This window comes from Streptomyces sp. S186, assembly GCF_051603415.1.
Classification (GTDB): domain Bacteria; phylum Actinomycetota; class Actinomycetes; order Streptomycetales; family Streptomycetaceae; genus Streptomyces.
In genome coordinates this window covers 4398092-4412233 of record NZ_CP193932.1, presented here as the reverse complement: position 1 = coordinate 4412233, position 14142 = coordinate 4398092, and the positions used below count along the sequence as shown (strand labels likewise).

Below are 14142 nucleotides of genomic sequence, written 5' to 3'. Positions count from 1 at the left end.
GCAAGGGCCGGGCACGATCTTGCGCCCGGCCCGGGCCGCCCGCCCCGGGGTCGGGGCGGGCGGTCGGGGCGGGCGGTCGGGGCGGCTCAGGAGAGCGTGTCGGCCGCGGTCGGCGAGGAGTCCCGGAGGAAGGCCGAGCAGCGCTCGTACTCCTCCTGCTCGCCGATGGCCTGCGCGGCGCGGGCGAGGGCGTGCAGCGCGCGAAGGAAGCCGCGGTTGGGCTCGTGCTCGAACGGCACCGGGCCGTGGCCCTTCCAGCCGGCCCGGCGCAGCGCGTCCAGGCCGCGGTGGTAGCCGGTACGGGCGTAGGCGTACGACTCGACGACCCGGCCGGCCTCGAAGGCGTCGTCGGCGAGCTGGGCCCAGGCCAGGGAGGAGGCCGGGTACTTCGCGGCGACGTCGGCGGGCGCGGTACCCGAGGCGAGCAGCGCGCGGGGCTCCGGGTCGTCGGGCAGGTGCGTCGGGGGCGGGCCCCCTAGGAGGTTTTCGTGAATGGGCATGGACCCTAGTCTGCCCTTCCGCTGCGCTTGGCCGGCATCCCACGTTGTCGGGTTTCCCGCCGTGCGGGGGGCGTCTTTGCGCCTTCGGCGCATGGAGTCCGCTGCGCGGGGCTGTTCGGCCGCGGTGCCGGGCCTCCGGGGCAGGGGTGTGCCGGACTGCTTCGCTTTACGTCCGGCACACCCCTGCCCCTCCGACCCGTCCCCTCCCGTGGGTGGTCATAGAGACGGTGGGTTGGGGCTGGCGTGAGTGGTCCCGTGCCGGTGCGGCAGTCAGGGCGGCGGCTTGGGCCGAGGGTGCTGGGCGGGGGAGTCCGGGGTGCCGGGGTCGAGGGGTGGGGCGTTTACGGCGCAGTGATAGGTGCATTCGGCGTGGCAGGGTTCGGGGGCTTGCGGTGGGGTGGGATGGAGGATGTCGCGACGGACGGTCAGCCAGGCGATCAGGGCGCCGGCCAGCAGGATCGCGGCGCACAGCGGCATGGCGCGGCGGAAGGCGGCGGCGAAGGCGGGGGCCGAGCGGTAGGTTTCGGGGCCCATGCCGGCCAGCAGCGGGAGGGCGGCCACCGCGACCAGGCCGGCGGCGCGGGCGGCGGCGTTGTTGATGCCGCTGGCCAGGCCCGCCCGGTCGACGTCCACGGACGCCAGCACGGTGGCGGTGAGCGGGGCGACCAGCGTCACCATGCCGGCGCCCAGCACCACCAGGGCGGGCAGCACGTCGGCGAGGTAGGAGGCGCCCGGGCCGACCCGGGTCATCAGCAGCATGCCGGCCGCGCAGAGCGCCGGGCCGACGGTGAGCGGGATCCGCGGTCCGATCCGCTGGCCCAGTTCGCCGGAGCGGGCCGACAGCAGCAGCATCAGCACCGTCGTGGGCAGCAGCGCGGTGCCGGCCTGGAGGGCCGAGTAGCCGACGACGACCTGGAGCTGGAGCACGGAGAGGAAGAAGAAGCCGCCGAACGCGGCGTAGACGCAGACCGTCACCGCGTTGACGGCGGTGAACTGGCGGATGGTGAAGATCGCAGGGGGCAGCATGGGGGCGGGCCGGCGCCGTTCCACGTGGAGGAAGGCCGCTCCGAGCAGGACCCCGGCCACGGCGGGCACGATCACCGCGGGTGAGGCGCCGCGGCCCGGCGCCTCGATCAGCGCGTAGCTGACGCCGGCCAGCGCCAGCGCGCCCAGTACCGCCCCGGGTACGTCGAAGCCGCGGGCCCGGCCGGTGGCCCGCTCGCGGGTCTCGGGGACGTGCCGCAGCGCGATCGGGACGCAGGCCGCCGCCAGCGGCACGTTGAGGAAGAACACCCAGCGCCAGCCCGCGCCGTCCACCAGCCAGCCGCCGACGAACGGGCCGACGGCCGCGGCCACCCCGCCCAGGCCGGACCACGCGCCGACGGCGCGCGCCCGGTCGTCGGGGTGGAAGACGGCCTGGATGAGCGCGAGGGAGCCGGGGGTGAGCAGGGCGCCGCCGATGCCCTGGAGCGCGCGGGCGGCGACCAGCACCCCGGCGTTCGGGGCCAGCCCGCACAGCAGCGAGGCCACCGCGAACCAGACGACGCCGATGACGAAGATCCGGCGCCGGCCGTACCGGTCGCCCAGCGAGCCGCCCAGCAGGATCAGCGAGGAGAGGGTGAGCATGTAGGCGGTGACGGTCCACTGAAGGACCGCGAGGTCCGCGTCGAGATCCGCGCCGATCCTGGGCAGCGCGACATTGACGACCGTGCTGTCGAGCATCGCCATGCCCGAGCCGAGGACGGTCGTGGCCAGCACCCGGCGGCCCTGTGGCGAGGCCAGCCGGACCCGCCCCGGCGCGCTCCTGACGGGTTGCTCCATACGGTGAGCATGCCCCGTTCCGCGGGCGCCCGCCCCACGGACGGCGAAGGGCCCCGCAACCGGCACGGCTGCGGGGCCCGGGGAGCCGCCGGGCGGCTACTTCAGCCTGGTGCCCGTGGAGCGCAGGTTGGCGCACGCCTCGGTGACGCGCTTGGCCATGCCGGCCTCGGCCAGCTTGCCCCAGCTGCGCGGGTCGTAGGTCTTCTTGTTGCCGACCTCGCCGTCGACCTTCAGCACACCGTCGTAGTTGCGGAACATGTGGTCCGCGACCGGGCGGGTGAAGGCGTACTGGGTGTCGGTGTCGAGGTTCATCTTGACCACGCCGTTCTCCAGCGCGGTGGCGATCTCCTCCTCGGTGGAGCCGGAGCCGCCGTGGAAGACGAAGTCGAACGGCGACGCCTTGCCGTACTTCGCGCCGACGCCCTCCTGGAGGTCCTTCAGCAGCTCGGGGCGGAGCACGACGTTGCCCGGCTTGTAGACGCCGTGGACGTTGCCGAAGGAGGCGGCGAGCAGGTAGCGGCCCTGCTCGCCCAGGCCCAGCGCCTCGGCGGTGCGCAGCGCGTCCTCGACCGTGGTGTAGAGCTCGTCGTTGATCTCGTGGGTGACGCCGTCCTCCTCGCCACCGGTCGGGGTGATCTCGACCTCAAGAATGATCTTGGCGGCGGCGGCGCGGGGCAGCAGCTCCTGCGCGATGGCGAGGTTGTCGGCGAGGGTCTCGGCGGAGCCGTCCCACATGTGCGACTGGAAGAGCGGGTTGCGGCCGGCCTTGACGCGCTCCTCGGAGATCGCGATCAGCGGGCGGACGTAACCGTCCAGCTTGTCCTTGGGGCAGTGGTCGGTGTGCAGGGCGACGTTGACGCCGTACTTCTCGGCGACCACGTGCGCGAACTCGGCCAGCGCCACCGCACCGGTGACCATGTCCTTGCTGTACTGACCGCCCAGGAACTCCGCACCACCGGTGGAGATCTGGATGATGCCGTCGCTCTCGGCCTCGGCGAAACCGCGCAGCGCCGCGTGCAGCGTCTGCGTGGACGTCACGTTGATGGCCGGGTAGGCGAACTTGCCTGCCTTCGCCCGGTCCAGCATCTCGTTGTAGACCTCAGGGGTTGCGATGGGCATCTGTCCGCTCCTTGTGTGTGCGGGGTGTGCGTTCTTGGCCCTGACCAGGGGGCGACGACTTCGCCGTGGCACATCTTCCCAGACTCACTGGATTGCTCCACATCGCCCGTGCGGCCCCCGGCCGGGGGGCAGGACGCGGCGTGCCGTGCCACGGCACCCGGTGTTTCACGTGAAACACTGCGCGGTTTCACGTGAAACACCGGGCCGTGGGTCATGCCACGGGCCGGCGAGAACGACCCGATCGGGTCGTCAGTCCAGACCGAGGTCACCGAGCTGGTAGCCGGTGAGGTACGGGAGCCCGGCGTCCGCGATGGCCGAGGCGGCACCCCGGTCGACGATCGTCGCGACCGCAACGACCTCGGCGCCGGCCTCCCGCGCCGCCTCGACAGCGGTCAGCGGCGAGCCGCCGGTGGTGGAGGTGTCCTCGACGACCAGGACCCGGCGGCCCGTGATGTCCGGGCCCTCGATCCGGCGCTGCATGCCGTGGGCCTTCTGCGCCTTGCGGACGACGAAGGCGTCCAGCCGGCGGCCGCGGGCGGCGGCGGCGTGCAGCATCGACGTCGCCACCGGGTCGGCACCGAGCGTCAGACCGCCGACCGCGTCGAAGTCCAGATCGGCGGTGAGGTCGAGCATCAGCTGACCGACCAGCGGCGCCGCCTGGCTGTCGAGGGTGATCCGGCGCAGGTCGATGTAGTAGTCGGCCTCCTTGCCGGAGGAGAGCGTCACCTTGCCGTGCACCACGGCCTTGTCCTTGATCTGCTGCAGCAGCTCGCCGCGCACGTCGTCAGTCATGCGCACGAGCTTAGGACAGCGCCCTCACCACGGCGTCCGCGGCTACAGGGCACGCCAGCTCCAGGTCGTGGAGACCTCCAGCGGATCGATCGGGGTGACCAGGCGGGGCGCGGTGTTCAGCCCGTTCGGGGGGCCGGACTGCGGCTCCACGCAGACCGCCGCCTCCTGCTCGTCGTAGACCACGACCCACTCGGCGCGGCTGGAGACCGTCAGCTCCAGCCGGTCCGGCCAGGTCAGCGTCACCTCGACGCCGCGCGGCATCCCGAAGCAGTCGTCCCAGGGACCGGGCTTCGGCGTGATCCGACGGCCGACGGGGAGGTGGTCGGGGCCGCGCTCCTCCTGCCACTCGGGAGCGAAGTCAATACGGACATCGCCGCCCTCGCCGAGGTCGCGCAGGAACCACGGGTGCCAGCCGGCCTGCGCCGGGAAGGAGTCACCGGTCGCCTCGACGCCCATGGTGAGGGTGAGCGAGCCACCGTCCTCGGCCAGTTCGACGACCTGGGTGACGGTCCCCGGATACGGCCAGGGAGCCGCGGGGTCGGCCAGGTCGTAGGTGAAGGCGGCCGCGGTGTCGCCGCTCCGCGCGGTGCGCCAGCGCAGGTCGCGGCCGGTGCCGTGGATGGCGTGCGGCGGCGAGTTGACCGGCATCCGGTGCTCTTCTCCGCCGTTGCGGAACCGCCCGTGGTCGATCCGGCCGCACCACGGGACCATCGGGAAGCAGCCGTACTTGTCGCCCTGGCGCAGCAGCTCGGTGCCGCCGATGCGCAGGCTGCCGATCCGGCAGCCGTTGTCCGGGTGGACGGTCAGTTCGGCGTCCCCGGCGGACAGTCGTACGCCGCGCTCCCGCGCCGCGCTCTGCGTGGTGTTCTCGGTGCTCACGGAAGCGACCCTAACGGTGGGCCCGGCCGCACGCCCGGATCCGGACGGTGGGCAGACCGCGCGGCCGGCGGTACGCGCCCCGGCAGACGGCCCTTCCCGCACGGTCAGCGGCGCCGCCGCAGCACCCGTCCGACCACCACGGCCGAGGCCAGCACCACCGCGGCGGCGGGCGCCGCCCAGCGCAGCGGCACCGAGCTTCCGCCGGGCTCCGGCGCGGGCACCGGCGCGTACCGGCCGCGCGGCGGGGCGTGGTCCACCTCCTCCGCGCTGCGCCCGATCATCGTCCGGCGGGCGTGCGCGGCCTCCGCGGGCACGCCGCCGGACAGCTCCTCCGGGCCGCCCGTGGCACCCGGCCCGTCCTCGTCGCCGGCGGCGAACGCTGCCTCTTCCAGGACGTCGTCGACGTCGCCGAGCGGATCGGGGGACGAGGGCGGGACCTCGGTGTCGAAGAGGCCCGGCGCCACCGGCCCGGGGGCCTCCTCGACCGGGCGGTCCGTCAGATCCACCGCGAGGTTCTCCGCGAAACGGTCCAGCAGGCGCCGTCCGGCGGCCGCCGCGGACCGGCCGTCCGCGGCGGCCAGCCGGCCCTCGCTGCGGACCGCGCCGGTGCACACCAGCGTCGTCCCGGGAGCGGGCTCGGCAGCCGGGGTCGGCCGGACGGTCAGCGTCAGCGCCACGCTCCCCTCGCCCCGGATCTCGGTGCCGCTCGCCTCGATGATCACCGGGGCGGCCGTCCCGCCGGCCCCGGAAGTGCCGTCCCCCTGGCCGTCGTCCGGGCCGCCGCCGACCGTCAGCGCGCCGCGATAGGTGATGGTGGAGCCTCCGATACGCAGCCGCAGCCGGCCCTCGGGGCGGTGCGGGGCGGCATCGGCGTCGAGCTGGACTCCTGGGACGCAGCGCGCCACCCGCTCCGGTTCGGTGAGCGCCTGTCGCACGGTCCCGACGGGAAACGGCACGTACACCTCATGCTCCATGGCATGGGAGCCTAATTCCTTCCCCGGCGCCGCGGGGACCCCCTGGTCGGTGTCCGTGGCGAGGGATGCGGCTCCGTCCCGGCCGGCGGACGCCCGCGGGGCGCCCCCGGCGCTCACTGGAGATAGCGCGGATGCATCAGCGTCGAGGGCGGCAGTCCGGGGATCCGCTCCCGGGCCTCGCCGCGCCAGCCGGTCCACAGGGCGCCCGGGGAGAGAGCAGTGGACGGGGCGTCCGGGGCGGTGCCGAGACGGGGCGGCCGGCGGGCGGTGAGGACGAAGCCCCAGTACTGCCGTGTGCCGGAGCGCGCGGCCGGGCCCCCGTCCGGCGGGGCGAAGGGGCCGGCCGAGCGGTCCGGACCGGCCGAGAACCCCGAGCGGCGGCCGGGGACGGGGATCCGGTACGGCAGGGTCCGCAGGCCCACCGAGCGCAGCGTCGCCTCCACCGTCCAGTACGTCCGCGGCCGGACCTGCGGGGGCCCGGCGTGCACCACCAGCCGTCCGCCGGGGGCCAGCATCCGCGCGGCGAGTCCGTAGAACTCCTGGGAGTAGAGCTTGGTGCTGGCGGTGATCCCGGGGTCGGGGAGGTCGGAGACGATCACGTCGTAGCGCGCCGGCCGGCGGCCGGCCGAACGGCCCTGCCCGCGCAGCCAGTTGAAGGCGTCGGCGGTCACCACCCGGACCCGGGGGTCGCCGAACGCATGGCGGTTGAGGACGGACAGCCCCGGGTCCGTACGCGCCAGCCGCACCACTTCCGGGTCGAGCTCGACGACCGTCACCGACCGGACGGAGCGGTAGCGCAGCAGCTCGCGCACGGCCAGGCCGTCGCCGCCGCCCAGGACCAGCACCCGGCCGTGCGCGCCGCCGGCCATCGCGGGGCCCACCAGCGCCTGGTGGTAGAGGCCCTCGTCGCCCGAGTCGACCTTCAACCGCCCGTCGAGGAACAGCTCCAGCGGACTGCCGGAACCTTTCCTCCCCCGTCCCGAGCCCGCCCCGCTCCCGGCCGCACCGCCCGTGCCGCCCGTGCCGCCGGTGAGCACCACCTCCTGGACGCCGGTCTGCTCCGCGATCCGGGCCGACGCGCCGTACACCGCCCGGCGCGCGGCCTGCTCGAAGGGGCCGGCCAGCACCACGCCCGCGCCCAGCAGGGCGAGCACCAGCACATTGACGGCGCACAGCGCCCACCGCGCACGGGTCGTCAGGTCGCGGCCGAAGAGCCACAGCACCAGCACCGCGCCGGCGAGGAGGTTGACCGCGCCGGTGACGAGCGCGCCGGTCAACTGCCCCAGGCAGGGCAGGAGAAGGAAGGGGAAGGCCAGGCCGCCGACGAGCGCGCCCACATAATCCGCGGCGAAGAGGTCGGCCACCGCGCCGCCGGCGTCCTGCCGGCGCACCCGCTGGATCAGCGTCATCAGCAGCGGTATCTCGGCGCCGATCAGCACACCGATGCCGAGCGAGAAGCCGACCAGCGCGCAACGGGACTGGCCCAGCCAGGCGAAGCAGGCGTAGAGCGCCATCGCGGAGCCGCCGCCGACCAGTGCCAGCACGGCCTCCACCGCGCCGAAGCCGATCGCGGCGCGGCAGCGCAGCCGCTTGGCCAGCAGCGCCCCGACGCCCATCGCGAAGACCATGAAGGACAGCACGACCGACGCCTGGGTGACCGAGTCGCCGATCAAGTAGCTTGCCAGCGCGACCAGTTCGAGCTCGTAGACCAGGCCACAGGCGGCGCAGACGAAGACCGCGGCGAGCACCAGCAGCCGGCCGAGCGCGGACGGCACCGGCAGCCGCGCCGGAGTCAGGGCCTCCGACGGCCCTTGCGAGCCGGCGACAAAAGGCTCTGGCGGGTCGATCATGACATGAACGCTACGTGACGATTCGGTGCCCCTGTGTCACCCACACGAGTGCAGTCTGTGTGCCATGCGCATCAGTTGAAGCAGTCACGAATGAAGCAGTCACGAACAGGGTGCGCAGAGGTCCGGAGCGCCCGACGTCAGACCGCGACCACCGCCCGCACCCCCACCCGCGTACGGGTCGCCACCAGCCGCCCCTCCTGCGGATACGCGTGCCAGGTACGCCAGCGCACCTGCCCCTGCCGGCGCTGCGCCAGCATCGCGGTGAAGGCGTACGGCGAGCCGGGAAAGGTGCCGGCCAGGCCGTGCGGATGCTCGGCGACCAGGGCGAGCAGCTCCTGCGCGCGCCCCGCGAACGAGCCGCGGGAGAGCGTCTCGACGTGCGCGGCGAACTCGTACTCCCAGTCGCCCAGCCGTTTGGCCACGCCCAGCGGCAGCGGTGTGCTGCTGCCCGGCATACAGGCCACGGTCTCCGAACAGGTGCCGCGCTCCTCTTCGAGCAGCACCTGGTGAGAAGCCCCCAGCAGCCTCAACTGCACCTGGGCGTCTTCGAGTTGAAGGTCCAGTACGGCCAGCGCCGGCAGGGGTTCCCTGCCCAGGGCCCAGGCCAGGTCGGATGCTCGGGTATCGGTGTAAGCCGTCTTCAAGGTGGTGAGCATGGGTCGGCTCCGCAAGCACGCAGGGGATGGTGGGCCGGCCCGCCCGAGATGGGGATCAGGGATGAATGACTGCCTGCCGGCTCGTGCCCACGCGAAGGTCCGAGAACTGGGGGATTCTCAAGGGAGAGGGAATCACGGATGGCGTGGCACCCACAGCGTTTTTACCCATCTTCGCCCTGGTTTCCATCCCCTAGAGGGCCATGCAGTTCACCTGTTCAACACCCCATCGCACAACCGTTGTTGGGCGGTTTCACGCCACGCGCCAGGCGCATATTCAAGGCTGCATGAGCGGAGCGCATGTGTGGCCGCGCGGGGGTGTCGAAGGGCGCGGAACGAGGGCCGGGGCGGCTCGGCGGCCCCGGGCGTCGCGCTCAGGAACCACCGCCGCAGCCGCCCCCGCCGCCGCAGGAGGAGCCTCCGCCGCAGGAGTGCCCGCCGTGGTGGCCGCCGCCCCCGCCGCACGCGTGGTGATGGTGATGCCCGCCGCCGGAACCGGAACCGTCACCGCCGCCGGCCACCCACCAACTGCCCCCGCCGCCAACGGCGTTGCCCGATCCCCGGTACCCGCCGCGTGTACCGCTCCCCTTGCGGGTGCCGCCCCGCGCGACCAGGGCCCCCACTCCCAGCACCGCGCACACGACCACCGCGATCAGCGCGAACATCGCCAGCCCCATGACCACTGCCTCACACTCCTTTCGTCCCCCGAAGCGCGGGGGCACCTCCCACGCCCTCAAGGCAGTGGGTCCGCCGGCACCCCGTGCGCCGCCGCGCCGCCGTTCCGCGCCGCGCGACCGCCCTGGTCGGCGGCCGTTCTCGTCCTTGCTGCGGGGCTCCTGCCCGGACCCGGCCGACTCAAAAGCGCAGTTGAGGAACTCCAGAGGTTCGGCGGAGGATGGCGTCCATGGACCGACCGCTGCTCAACCGACGCCTCGCCGCCTTCGGCACCACGATCTTCGCCGAGATGTCGGCACTCGCCCAACGCACCGGCTCGATCAACCTCGGCCAGGGCTTCCCCGACGCCGACGGCCCTGAGGAGGTCCGGGAGGCCGCGGTGCGCGCCCTCCGGGACGGCCGCGGCAACCAGTACCCGCCCGGTCCCGGCGTCCCCGAACTCCGCACCGCCGTCGCCGCCCACCAGCAGCGCTTCTACGGGCACCTGGGGCTCGGCTACGACCCCGACACCGAGGTCCTGGTCACCGCCGGGGCCACCGAGGCCATCGCCGCATCGCTGCTCGCCCTCCTCGAACCGGGCGACGAGGTGATCGCGCTGGAGCCGTACTACGACTCGTACGCCGCCTGCGTCGCGATGGCGGGCGGCCAGCGCGTCCCGGTGACGCTGCGTCCGTCGGCGGAGACCGGCACCTACCGCCTCGATCTCGACGAGCTGCGCGACGCCATCACCGGCGACACCCGCCTCATCCTTCTCAACACCCCGCACAACCCCACCGGCACCGTCCTGTCCCGGGACGAGCTGGCCACCGTCGCCGCCCTGGCCGTCGAGCACGACCTGCTGGTGATCACCGACGAGGTCTACGAGCACCTGGTCTTCGAGGGCGAGCATCTGCCGCTCGCGTCGTTCCCCGGCATGCGGGAGCGGACCGTCACCATCGGCTCGGCCGGCAAGACCTTCTCGTTCACCGGCTGGAAGGTCGGCTGGGTCACCGCACCGCCCGCGCTGATCAGCGCCGTCCGCTCGGCCAAGCAGTTCCTCACCTACGTCTCGGCCGGCCCGTTCCAGTACGCCGTGGCCGAGGCGCTGGCGCTGCCCGACTCCTACTTCACCGGGCTCCGCGACGATCTGCGCGCCAAGCGCGACATCCTCGCCGGCGGCCTCGCCGACGCCGGCTTCGGGGTCTTCCGGCCGGCCGGCACGTACTTCATCACCACCGACATCCGCCCCCTCGGGGAGACCGACGGCTTCGCCTTCTGCCGCTCCCTCCCCGAGCGCGCGGGCGTCGTCGCCATCCCCAACGCCGTCTTCTACGACCACCAGGACGAGGGCGCCCCCTTCGTGCGCTTCGCCTTCTGCAAGAGCGCCTCCGTACTGGAGGAGGCGGCGGCCCGGCTGAAGCGGCTGTAGCCGGCGGCGGCACACACGACGCGGGCCCCGGTACCGAGCGGATCGGCACCGGGGCCCGCGCAGCGGGGCGGGGACGGCGATCAGTCCTCGTCGTCGCCCGGCTTGTTGTCGGCGTCGCCTTCGATCTCGGCCTCCAGACCGAGCTGCTCGACGAGCCACCTGTCGAATTCGATCGAGGCACGCACCCAGCTGACCGTGCTCGACACAAAGTGTTCGAGCGAGACACCGGTGCCTACCAGCATCGATGCCTCACCGATCAGACGGACACTGCCGTCGTCGTGGGTGTGGGTGTACACCTTCGGCCAGAGCGTCCGACGGTTCCAGTCGTCGATCGCCTCCAGCACCTTCAGTTTCTCTTCGATGCCGTGGACGCGGTCGTAGAACGTACGGACGGAGAAGATCTCCTGCTCCGCCTCACCACGGAACATGAAGTACGTGCGGAACTGCTCCCACGGGGCGGCGAGGTCACCCTCCTCGTCGACGACGTACTTCAGCTCCATCTGCTCAAGGAGCTGCTTGACCAGGTCCTGGTCGGGGACGACGGGACCATCAGGCCCCGACGGCTGAGGTTCGGGCTGGCCCCCGAAATTCGGAATCGAGGACGGGTCGATGCTCACCGTGGAATTCCCTTCGTATGGTCCCTGCCATCCTCCCCCATACGCGCCCGGTCCTGGCAACCCCGGGACGGCGGAGCGGCGCATACGGGGGCGGCGGAGGCGGCGGCGCGACGTCCGGCCGGCACCGTCAGGCCGCGGGGCGGACCGCCGCGACCGACAGGCGCTCACCGTCGCCGGTGTCGGCGGCGGTGTCCACGTCGACCCGGACCGTGTCCCCGTCGAGCACGTCGCCGGCCAGGATGGCGCGGGCCAGCTGGTCGCCGATGGCCGTCTGGATCAGGCGGCGCAGCGGACGGGCGCCGTAGGAGAGGTCCGGGGCGGGGGCGTCCGCCACCGGCTCCTGGCCCAGCCAGGCGAGCCACGTCAGCGCCCGGTCGGTGACGTCCAGGGTGAGCCGGCGGTCGCCCAGGCGGCGCTGGAGGTGGTCCAGCTGGATCCGGGCGATCCGCTGCAGCTGCTCGGTGCCGAGCGGGTGGAAGACGACGAGGTCGTCCAGGCGGTTGAGGAACTCGGGGCGGAAGGCGGACCGGACCGTCTGCAGCACCTTCTCCTTCTTCTGCTCCTCCTTCAGCAGCGGGTCCATCAGGAAGTTCGAGCCGAGGTTGGAGGTGAGGATGAGGATGGTGTTGCGGAAGTCGACGGTGCGGCCCTGGCCGTCGGTGAGCCGGCCGTCGTCGAGCACCTGCAGCAGGATGTCGAAGACCTCGTGGTGCGCCTTCTCCACCTCGTCGAGCAGCACGACGCTGTACGGGCGGCGGCGCACCGCCTCGGTGAGCTGGCCGCCCTCCTCGTAGCCGACGTAGCCGGGGGGCGCCCCTACGAGGCGGGCCACCGAGTGTTTCTCGCCGTACTCGCTCATGTCGATCCGGACCATCGCCCGCTCGTCGTCGAAGAGGAAGTCGGCCAGCGCCTTGGCCAGCTCCGTCTTGCCGACGCCGGTCGGGCCGAGGAAGAGGAACGAACCCGTGGGCCGGTCCGGGTCGGCGATGCCGGCGCGGGTGCGGCGTACCGCGTCGGAGACCGCGCGCACCGCCTCGCCCTGGCCGACCAGCCGCTTGCCCAGCTCCTCCTCCATGCGCAGCAGCTTCTGGGTCTCGCCCTCCAGCAGGCGCCCGGCCGGGATGCCCGTCCAGGAGCCGACCACGTCCGCGATGTCGTCCGGGCCGACCTCCTCCTTGACCATCGACTCCTTGCCGGCGCCGGCGCCCTTGGCCGCCTCCTGCTCGGCCTCCGCCTCCGCGGCCTCCTCCAGCTCCCGCTCCAGGGACGGGATCTCCCCGTACAGCAGCTTGGAGGCGGTGTCGAAGTCGCCGTCGCGCTGGGCGCGCTCGGCCTGGCCGCGCAGGTCGTCGAGCTTCTCCTTGAGCTCACCGACGCGGTTGAGGCTCTGCTTCTCCTTCTCCCAGCGGGCGGTCAGGCCGCGCAGTTCCTCCTCCTTGTCGGCGAGGTCCTTGCGCAGCTTCTCCAGGCGCGCCACGGAGCCGGCGTCGGTCTCGTTCTTCAGCGCCAGCTCCTCCATCTTCAGACGGTCGACGGCTCGCTGGAGCTCGTCGATCTCCACGGGCGACGAATCGATCTCCATACGGAGGCGGGAGGCGGCCTCGTCGACCAGGTCGATGGCTTTGTCGGGGAGGAAGCGGGAGGTGATGTAGCGGTCGGAGAGGGTGGCCGCGGCGACCAGCGCGGAGTCGGCGATCTGGACCTTGTGGTGCGCCTCGTAGCGCCCCTTGAGGCCGCGCAGGATCGCCACGGTGTCCTCGACGGTCGGCTCGGCGACCAGCACCTGCTGGAAGCGCCGCTCCAGCGCCGGGTCCTTCTCGATCCGCTCGCGGTACTCGTCGAGGGTGGTCGCGCCGACCATCCGCAGCTCGCCGCGGGCCAGCATCGGCTTGAGCATGTTGCCCGCGTCCATGGCCGAGTCGCCGCCGGCGCCCGCGCCGACGACCGTGTGCAGCTCGTCGATGAACGTGATGATCTGCCCCTCACTGGCCTTGATCTCGGCCAGGACGGTCTTCAGCCGCTCCTCGAACTCGCCGCGGTACTTCGCGCCGGCGACCATCGCGCCCAGGTCGAGGGCGACCAGCCGCTTGTTGCGCAGCGACTCGGGCACGTCCCCCTTGACGATCCGCTGCGCCAGCCCCTCCACGACCGCGGTCTTGCCGACGCCCGGCTCACCGATCAGCACCGGATTGTTCTTCGTCCGGCGGGAGAGCACCTGCACCACCCGCCGGATCTCCTGGTCCCGCCCGATGACCGGGTCGAGCTTGCCCTCGCGGGCCGCCGCGGTGAAGTCCGTGCCGAACTTCTCCAGCGCCTTGTACGTGCCCTCCGGGTCCGGGTTGGTGACCCGCTGCGTGCCGCGGCTCGCCTCGAAGGCGGCCAGCAGCTTCTTGGCGGTGGCGCCCTGCTGCTCCAGCAGCTCACCGGTGCGGCCGCCCTTGGCGGCGATGCCGACGAGCAGGTGCTCGGTGGAGATGTAGGCGTCGCCCAGCTCCTTGGCGCGCTGCGCGGCGTCGGCGATGACGGCGAGCAGCTCGCGGTCCGGCTGCGGCGGGGCCACGGTCGAGCCCTGGACGCTGGGCAGCCCGGCGAGCTGCCGCTCGGCACCGGACCGCAGCTGGGCGGCGTCCGCCTCGACGGCCACCAGCAGGTCCATGACGTTCTCGTTGTCCTGCCCGGCGAGCAGCGCGAGCAGCAGGTGCGCGGACGTCATGTCCGCGTGCCCGGCGGCGACGGCCCGCTCACTGGCGGCGCTCAGCGCCTCCCGGCTCTTGTTGGTCAGCTCGGCGTCCACGTCTGCCTGGTCCTCCTCGTGTCCTCGTGCGTCCGGCGCCCGGCGCGCTTCCCTATCCAA

At 73.0% G+C, this 14142-nt stretch carries 11 protein-coding genes; 1 reads left to right on the top strand and 10 read right to left on the bottom strand.

The window, feature by feature from the left end:
- Positions 1-86 precede the first annotated feature (86 nt).
- The 8 genes from ACRAS8_RS18955 to ACRAS8_RS18920 form a co-directional block, all read right to left on the bottom strand.
- Positions 87-500, bottom strand: coding sequence for a DUF3151 domain-containing protein (locus tag ACRAS8_RS18955; RefSeq protein WP_438487227.1), 414 nt, complete (start codon positions 498-500; stop codon positions 87-89).
- A gap of 270 nt (positions 501-770) precedes the next feature.
- Positions 771-2321 (bottom strand): MFS transporter, encoded by a 1551-nt coding sequence (locus ACRAS8_RS18950; RefSeq protein ID WP_438487226.1) that lies wholly within the window; start codon positions 2319-2321, stop codon positions 771-773.
- Positions 2322-2417: 96 nt separating this feature from the next.
- A complete protein-coding gene (fbaA, locus tag ACRAS8_RS18945; RefSeq protein WP_438487225.1) occupies positions 2418-3440 on the bottom strand; it encodes a class II fructose-bisphosphate aldolase in 1023 nt (340 codons plus the stop codon).
- A gap of 249 nt (positions 3441-3689) precedes the next feature.
- Positions 3690-4232 carry an orotate phosphoribosyltransferase gene (gene pyrE / locus ACRAS8_RS18940; protein ID WP_438487224.1) on the bottom strand — a complete coding sequence of 181 codons (543 nt, stop codon included), beginning with the start codon at positions 4230-4232 and terminating at the stop codon, positions 3690-3692.
- Between the two features lie 42 nt (positions 4233-4274).
- A complete protein-coding gene (locus ACRAS8_RS18935) occupies positions 4275-5111 on the bottom strand; it encodes an aldose 1-epimerase (RefSeq protein ID WP_438487223.1) in 837 nt (278 codons plus the stop codon).
- Between the two features lie 104 nt (positions 5112-5215).
- Complete coding sequence (locus tag ACRAS8_RS18930) at positions 5216-6085, bottom strand: carbon monoxide dehydrogenase subunit G (protein ID WP_438487222.1); 870 nt, start codon at positions 6083-6085, stop codon at positions 5216-5218.
- Positions 6086-6198: 113 nt separating this feature from the next.
- A complete protein-coding gene (locus ACRAS8_RS18925; protein WP_438487221.1) occupies positions 6199-7935 on the bottom strand; it encodes a polyamine aminopropyltransferase in 1737 nt (578 codons plus the stop codon).
- 137 nt (positions 7936-8072) lie between these two features.
- Positions 8073-8591, bottom strand: coding sequence for a DUF2617 family protein (locus ACRAS8_RS18920; RefSeq protein WP_438487220.1), 519 nt, complete (start codon positions 8589-8591; stop codon positions 8073-8075).
- 901 nt (positions 8592-9492) lie between these two features.
- Here ACRAS8_RS18920 and ACRAS8_RS18915 point away from each other — a divergent pair.
- Positions 9493-10671 (top strand): pyridoxal phosphate-dependent aminotransferase, encoded by a 1179-nt coding sequence (locus ACRAS8_RS18915; protein ID WP_438487219.1) that lies wholly within the window; start codon positions 9493-9495, stop codon positions 10669-10671.
- 80 nt (positions 10672-10751) lie between these two features.
- Here ACRAS8_RS18915 and ACRAS8_RS18910 read toward each other — a convergent pair whose 3' ends face one another.
- A complete protein-coding gene (locus tag ACRAS8_RS18910; RefSeq protein WP_438487218.1) occupies positions 10752-11288 on the bottom strand; it encodes a YbjN domain-containing protein in 537 nt (178 codons plus the stop codon).
- 127 nt (positions 11289-11415) lie between these two features.
- The gene (gene clpB / locus ACRAS8_RS18905) at positions 11416-14082 is read right to left on the bottom strand and encodes an ATP-dependent chaperone ClpB (protein ID WP_438487217.1); all 2667 of its coding nucleotides are present in this window, start codon (positions 14080-14082) and stop codon (positions 11416-11418) included.
- Between the last annotated feature and the right edge of the window lie 60 nt (positions 14083-14142).

Excerpts from the sequence above, each read along its gene's own strand:
- pyrE (WP_438487224.1), bottom strand. The coding sequence starts at position 4,232 with ATGACTGACGACGTGCGCGGCGAGCTGCTGCAGCAGATCAAGGACAAG.
- ACRAS8_RS18950 (WP_438487226.1), bottom strand. The coding sequence starts at position 2,321 with ATGGAGCAACCCGTCAGGAGCGCGCCGGGGCGGGTCCGGCTGGCCTCG.
- ACRAS8_RS18930 (WP_438487222.1), bottom strand. The coding sequence starts at position 6,085 with ATGGAGCATGAGGTGTACGTGCCGTTTCCCGTCGGGACCGTGCGACAG.
- ACRAS8_RS18915 (WP_438487219.1), top strand. The coding sequence starts at position 9,493 with ATGGACCGACCGCTGCTCAACCGACGCCTCGCCGCCTTCGGCACCACG.
- ACRAS8_RS18920 (WP_438487220.1), bottom strand. The coding sequence starts at position 8,591 with ATGCTCACCACCTTGAAGACGGCTTACACCGATACCCGAGCATCCGAC.
- ACRAS8_RS18955 (WP_438487227.1), bottom strand. The coding sequence starts at position 500 with ATGCCCATTCACGAAAACCTCCTAGGGGGCCCGCCCCCGACGCACCTG.
- fbaA (WP_438487225.1), bottom strand. The coding sequence starts at position 3,440 with ATGCCCATCGCAACCCCTGAGGTCTACAACGAGATGCTGGACCGGGCG.
- ACRAS8_RS18925 (WP_438487221.1), bottom strand. The coding sequence starts at position 7,935 with ATGATCGACCCGCCAGAGCCTTTTGTCGCCGGCTCGCAAGGGCCGTCG.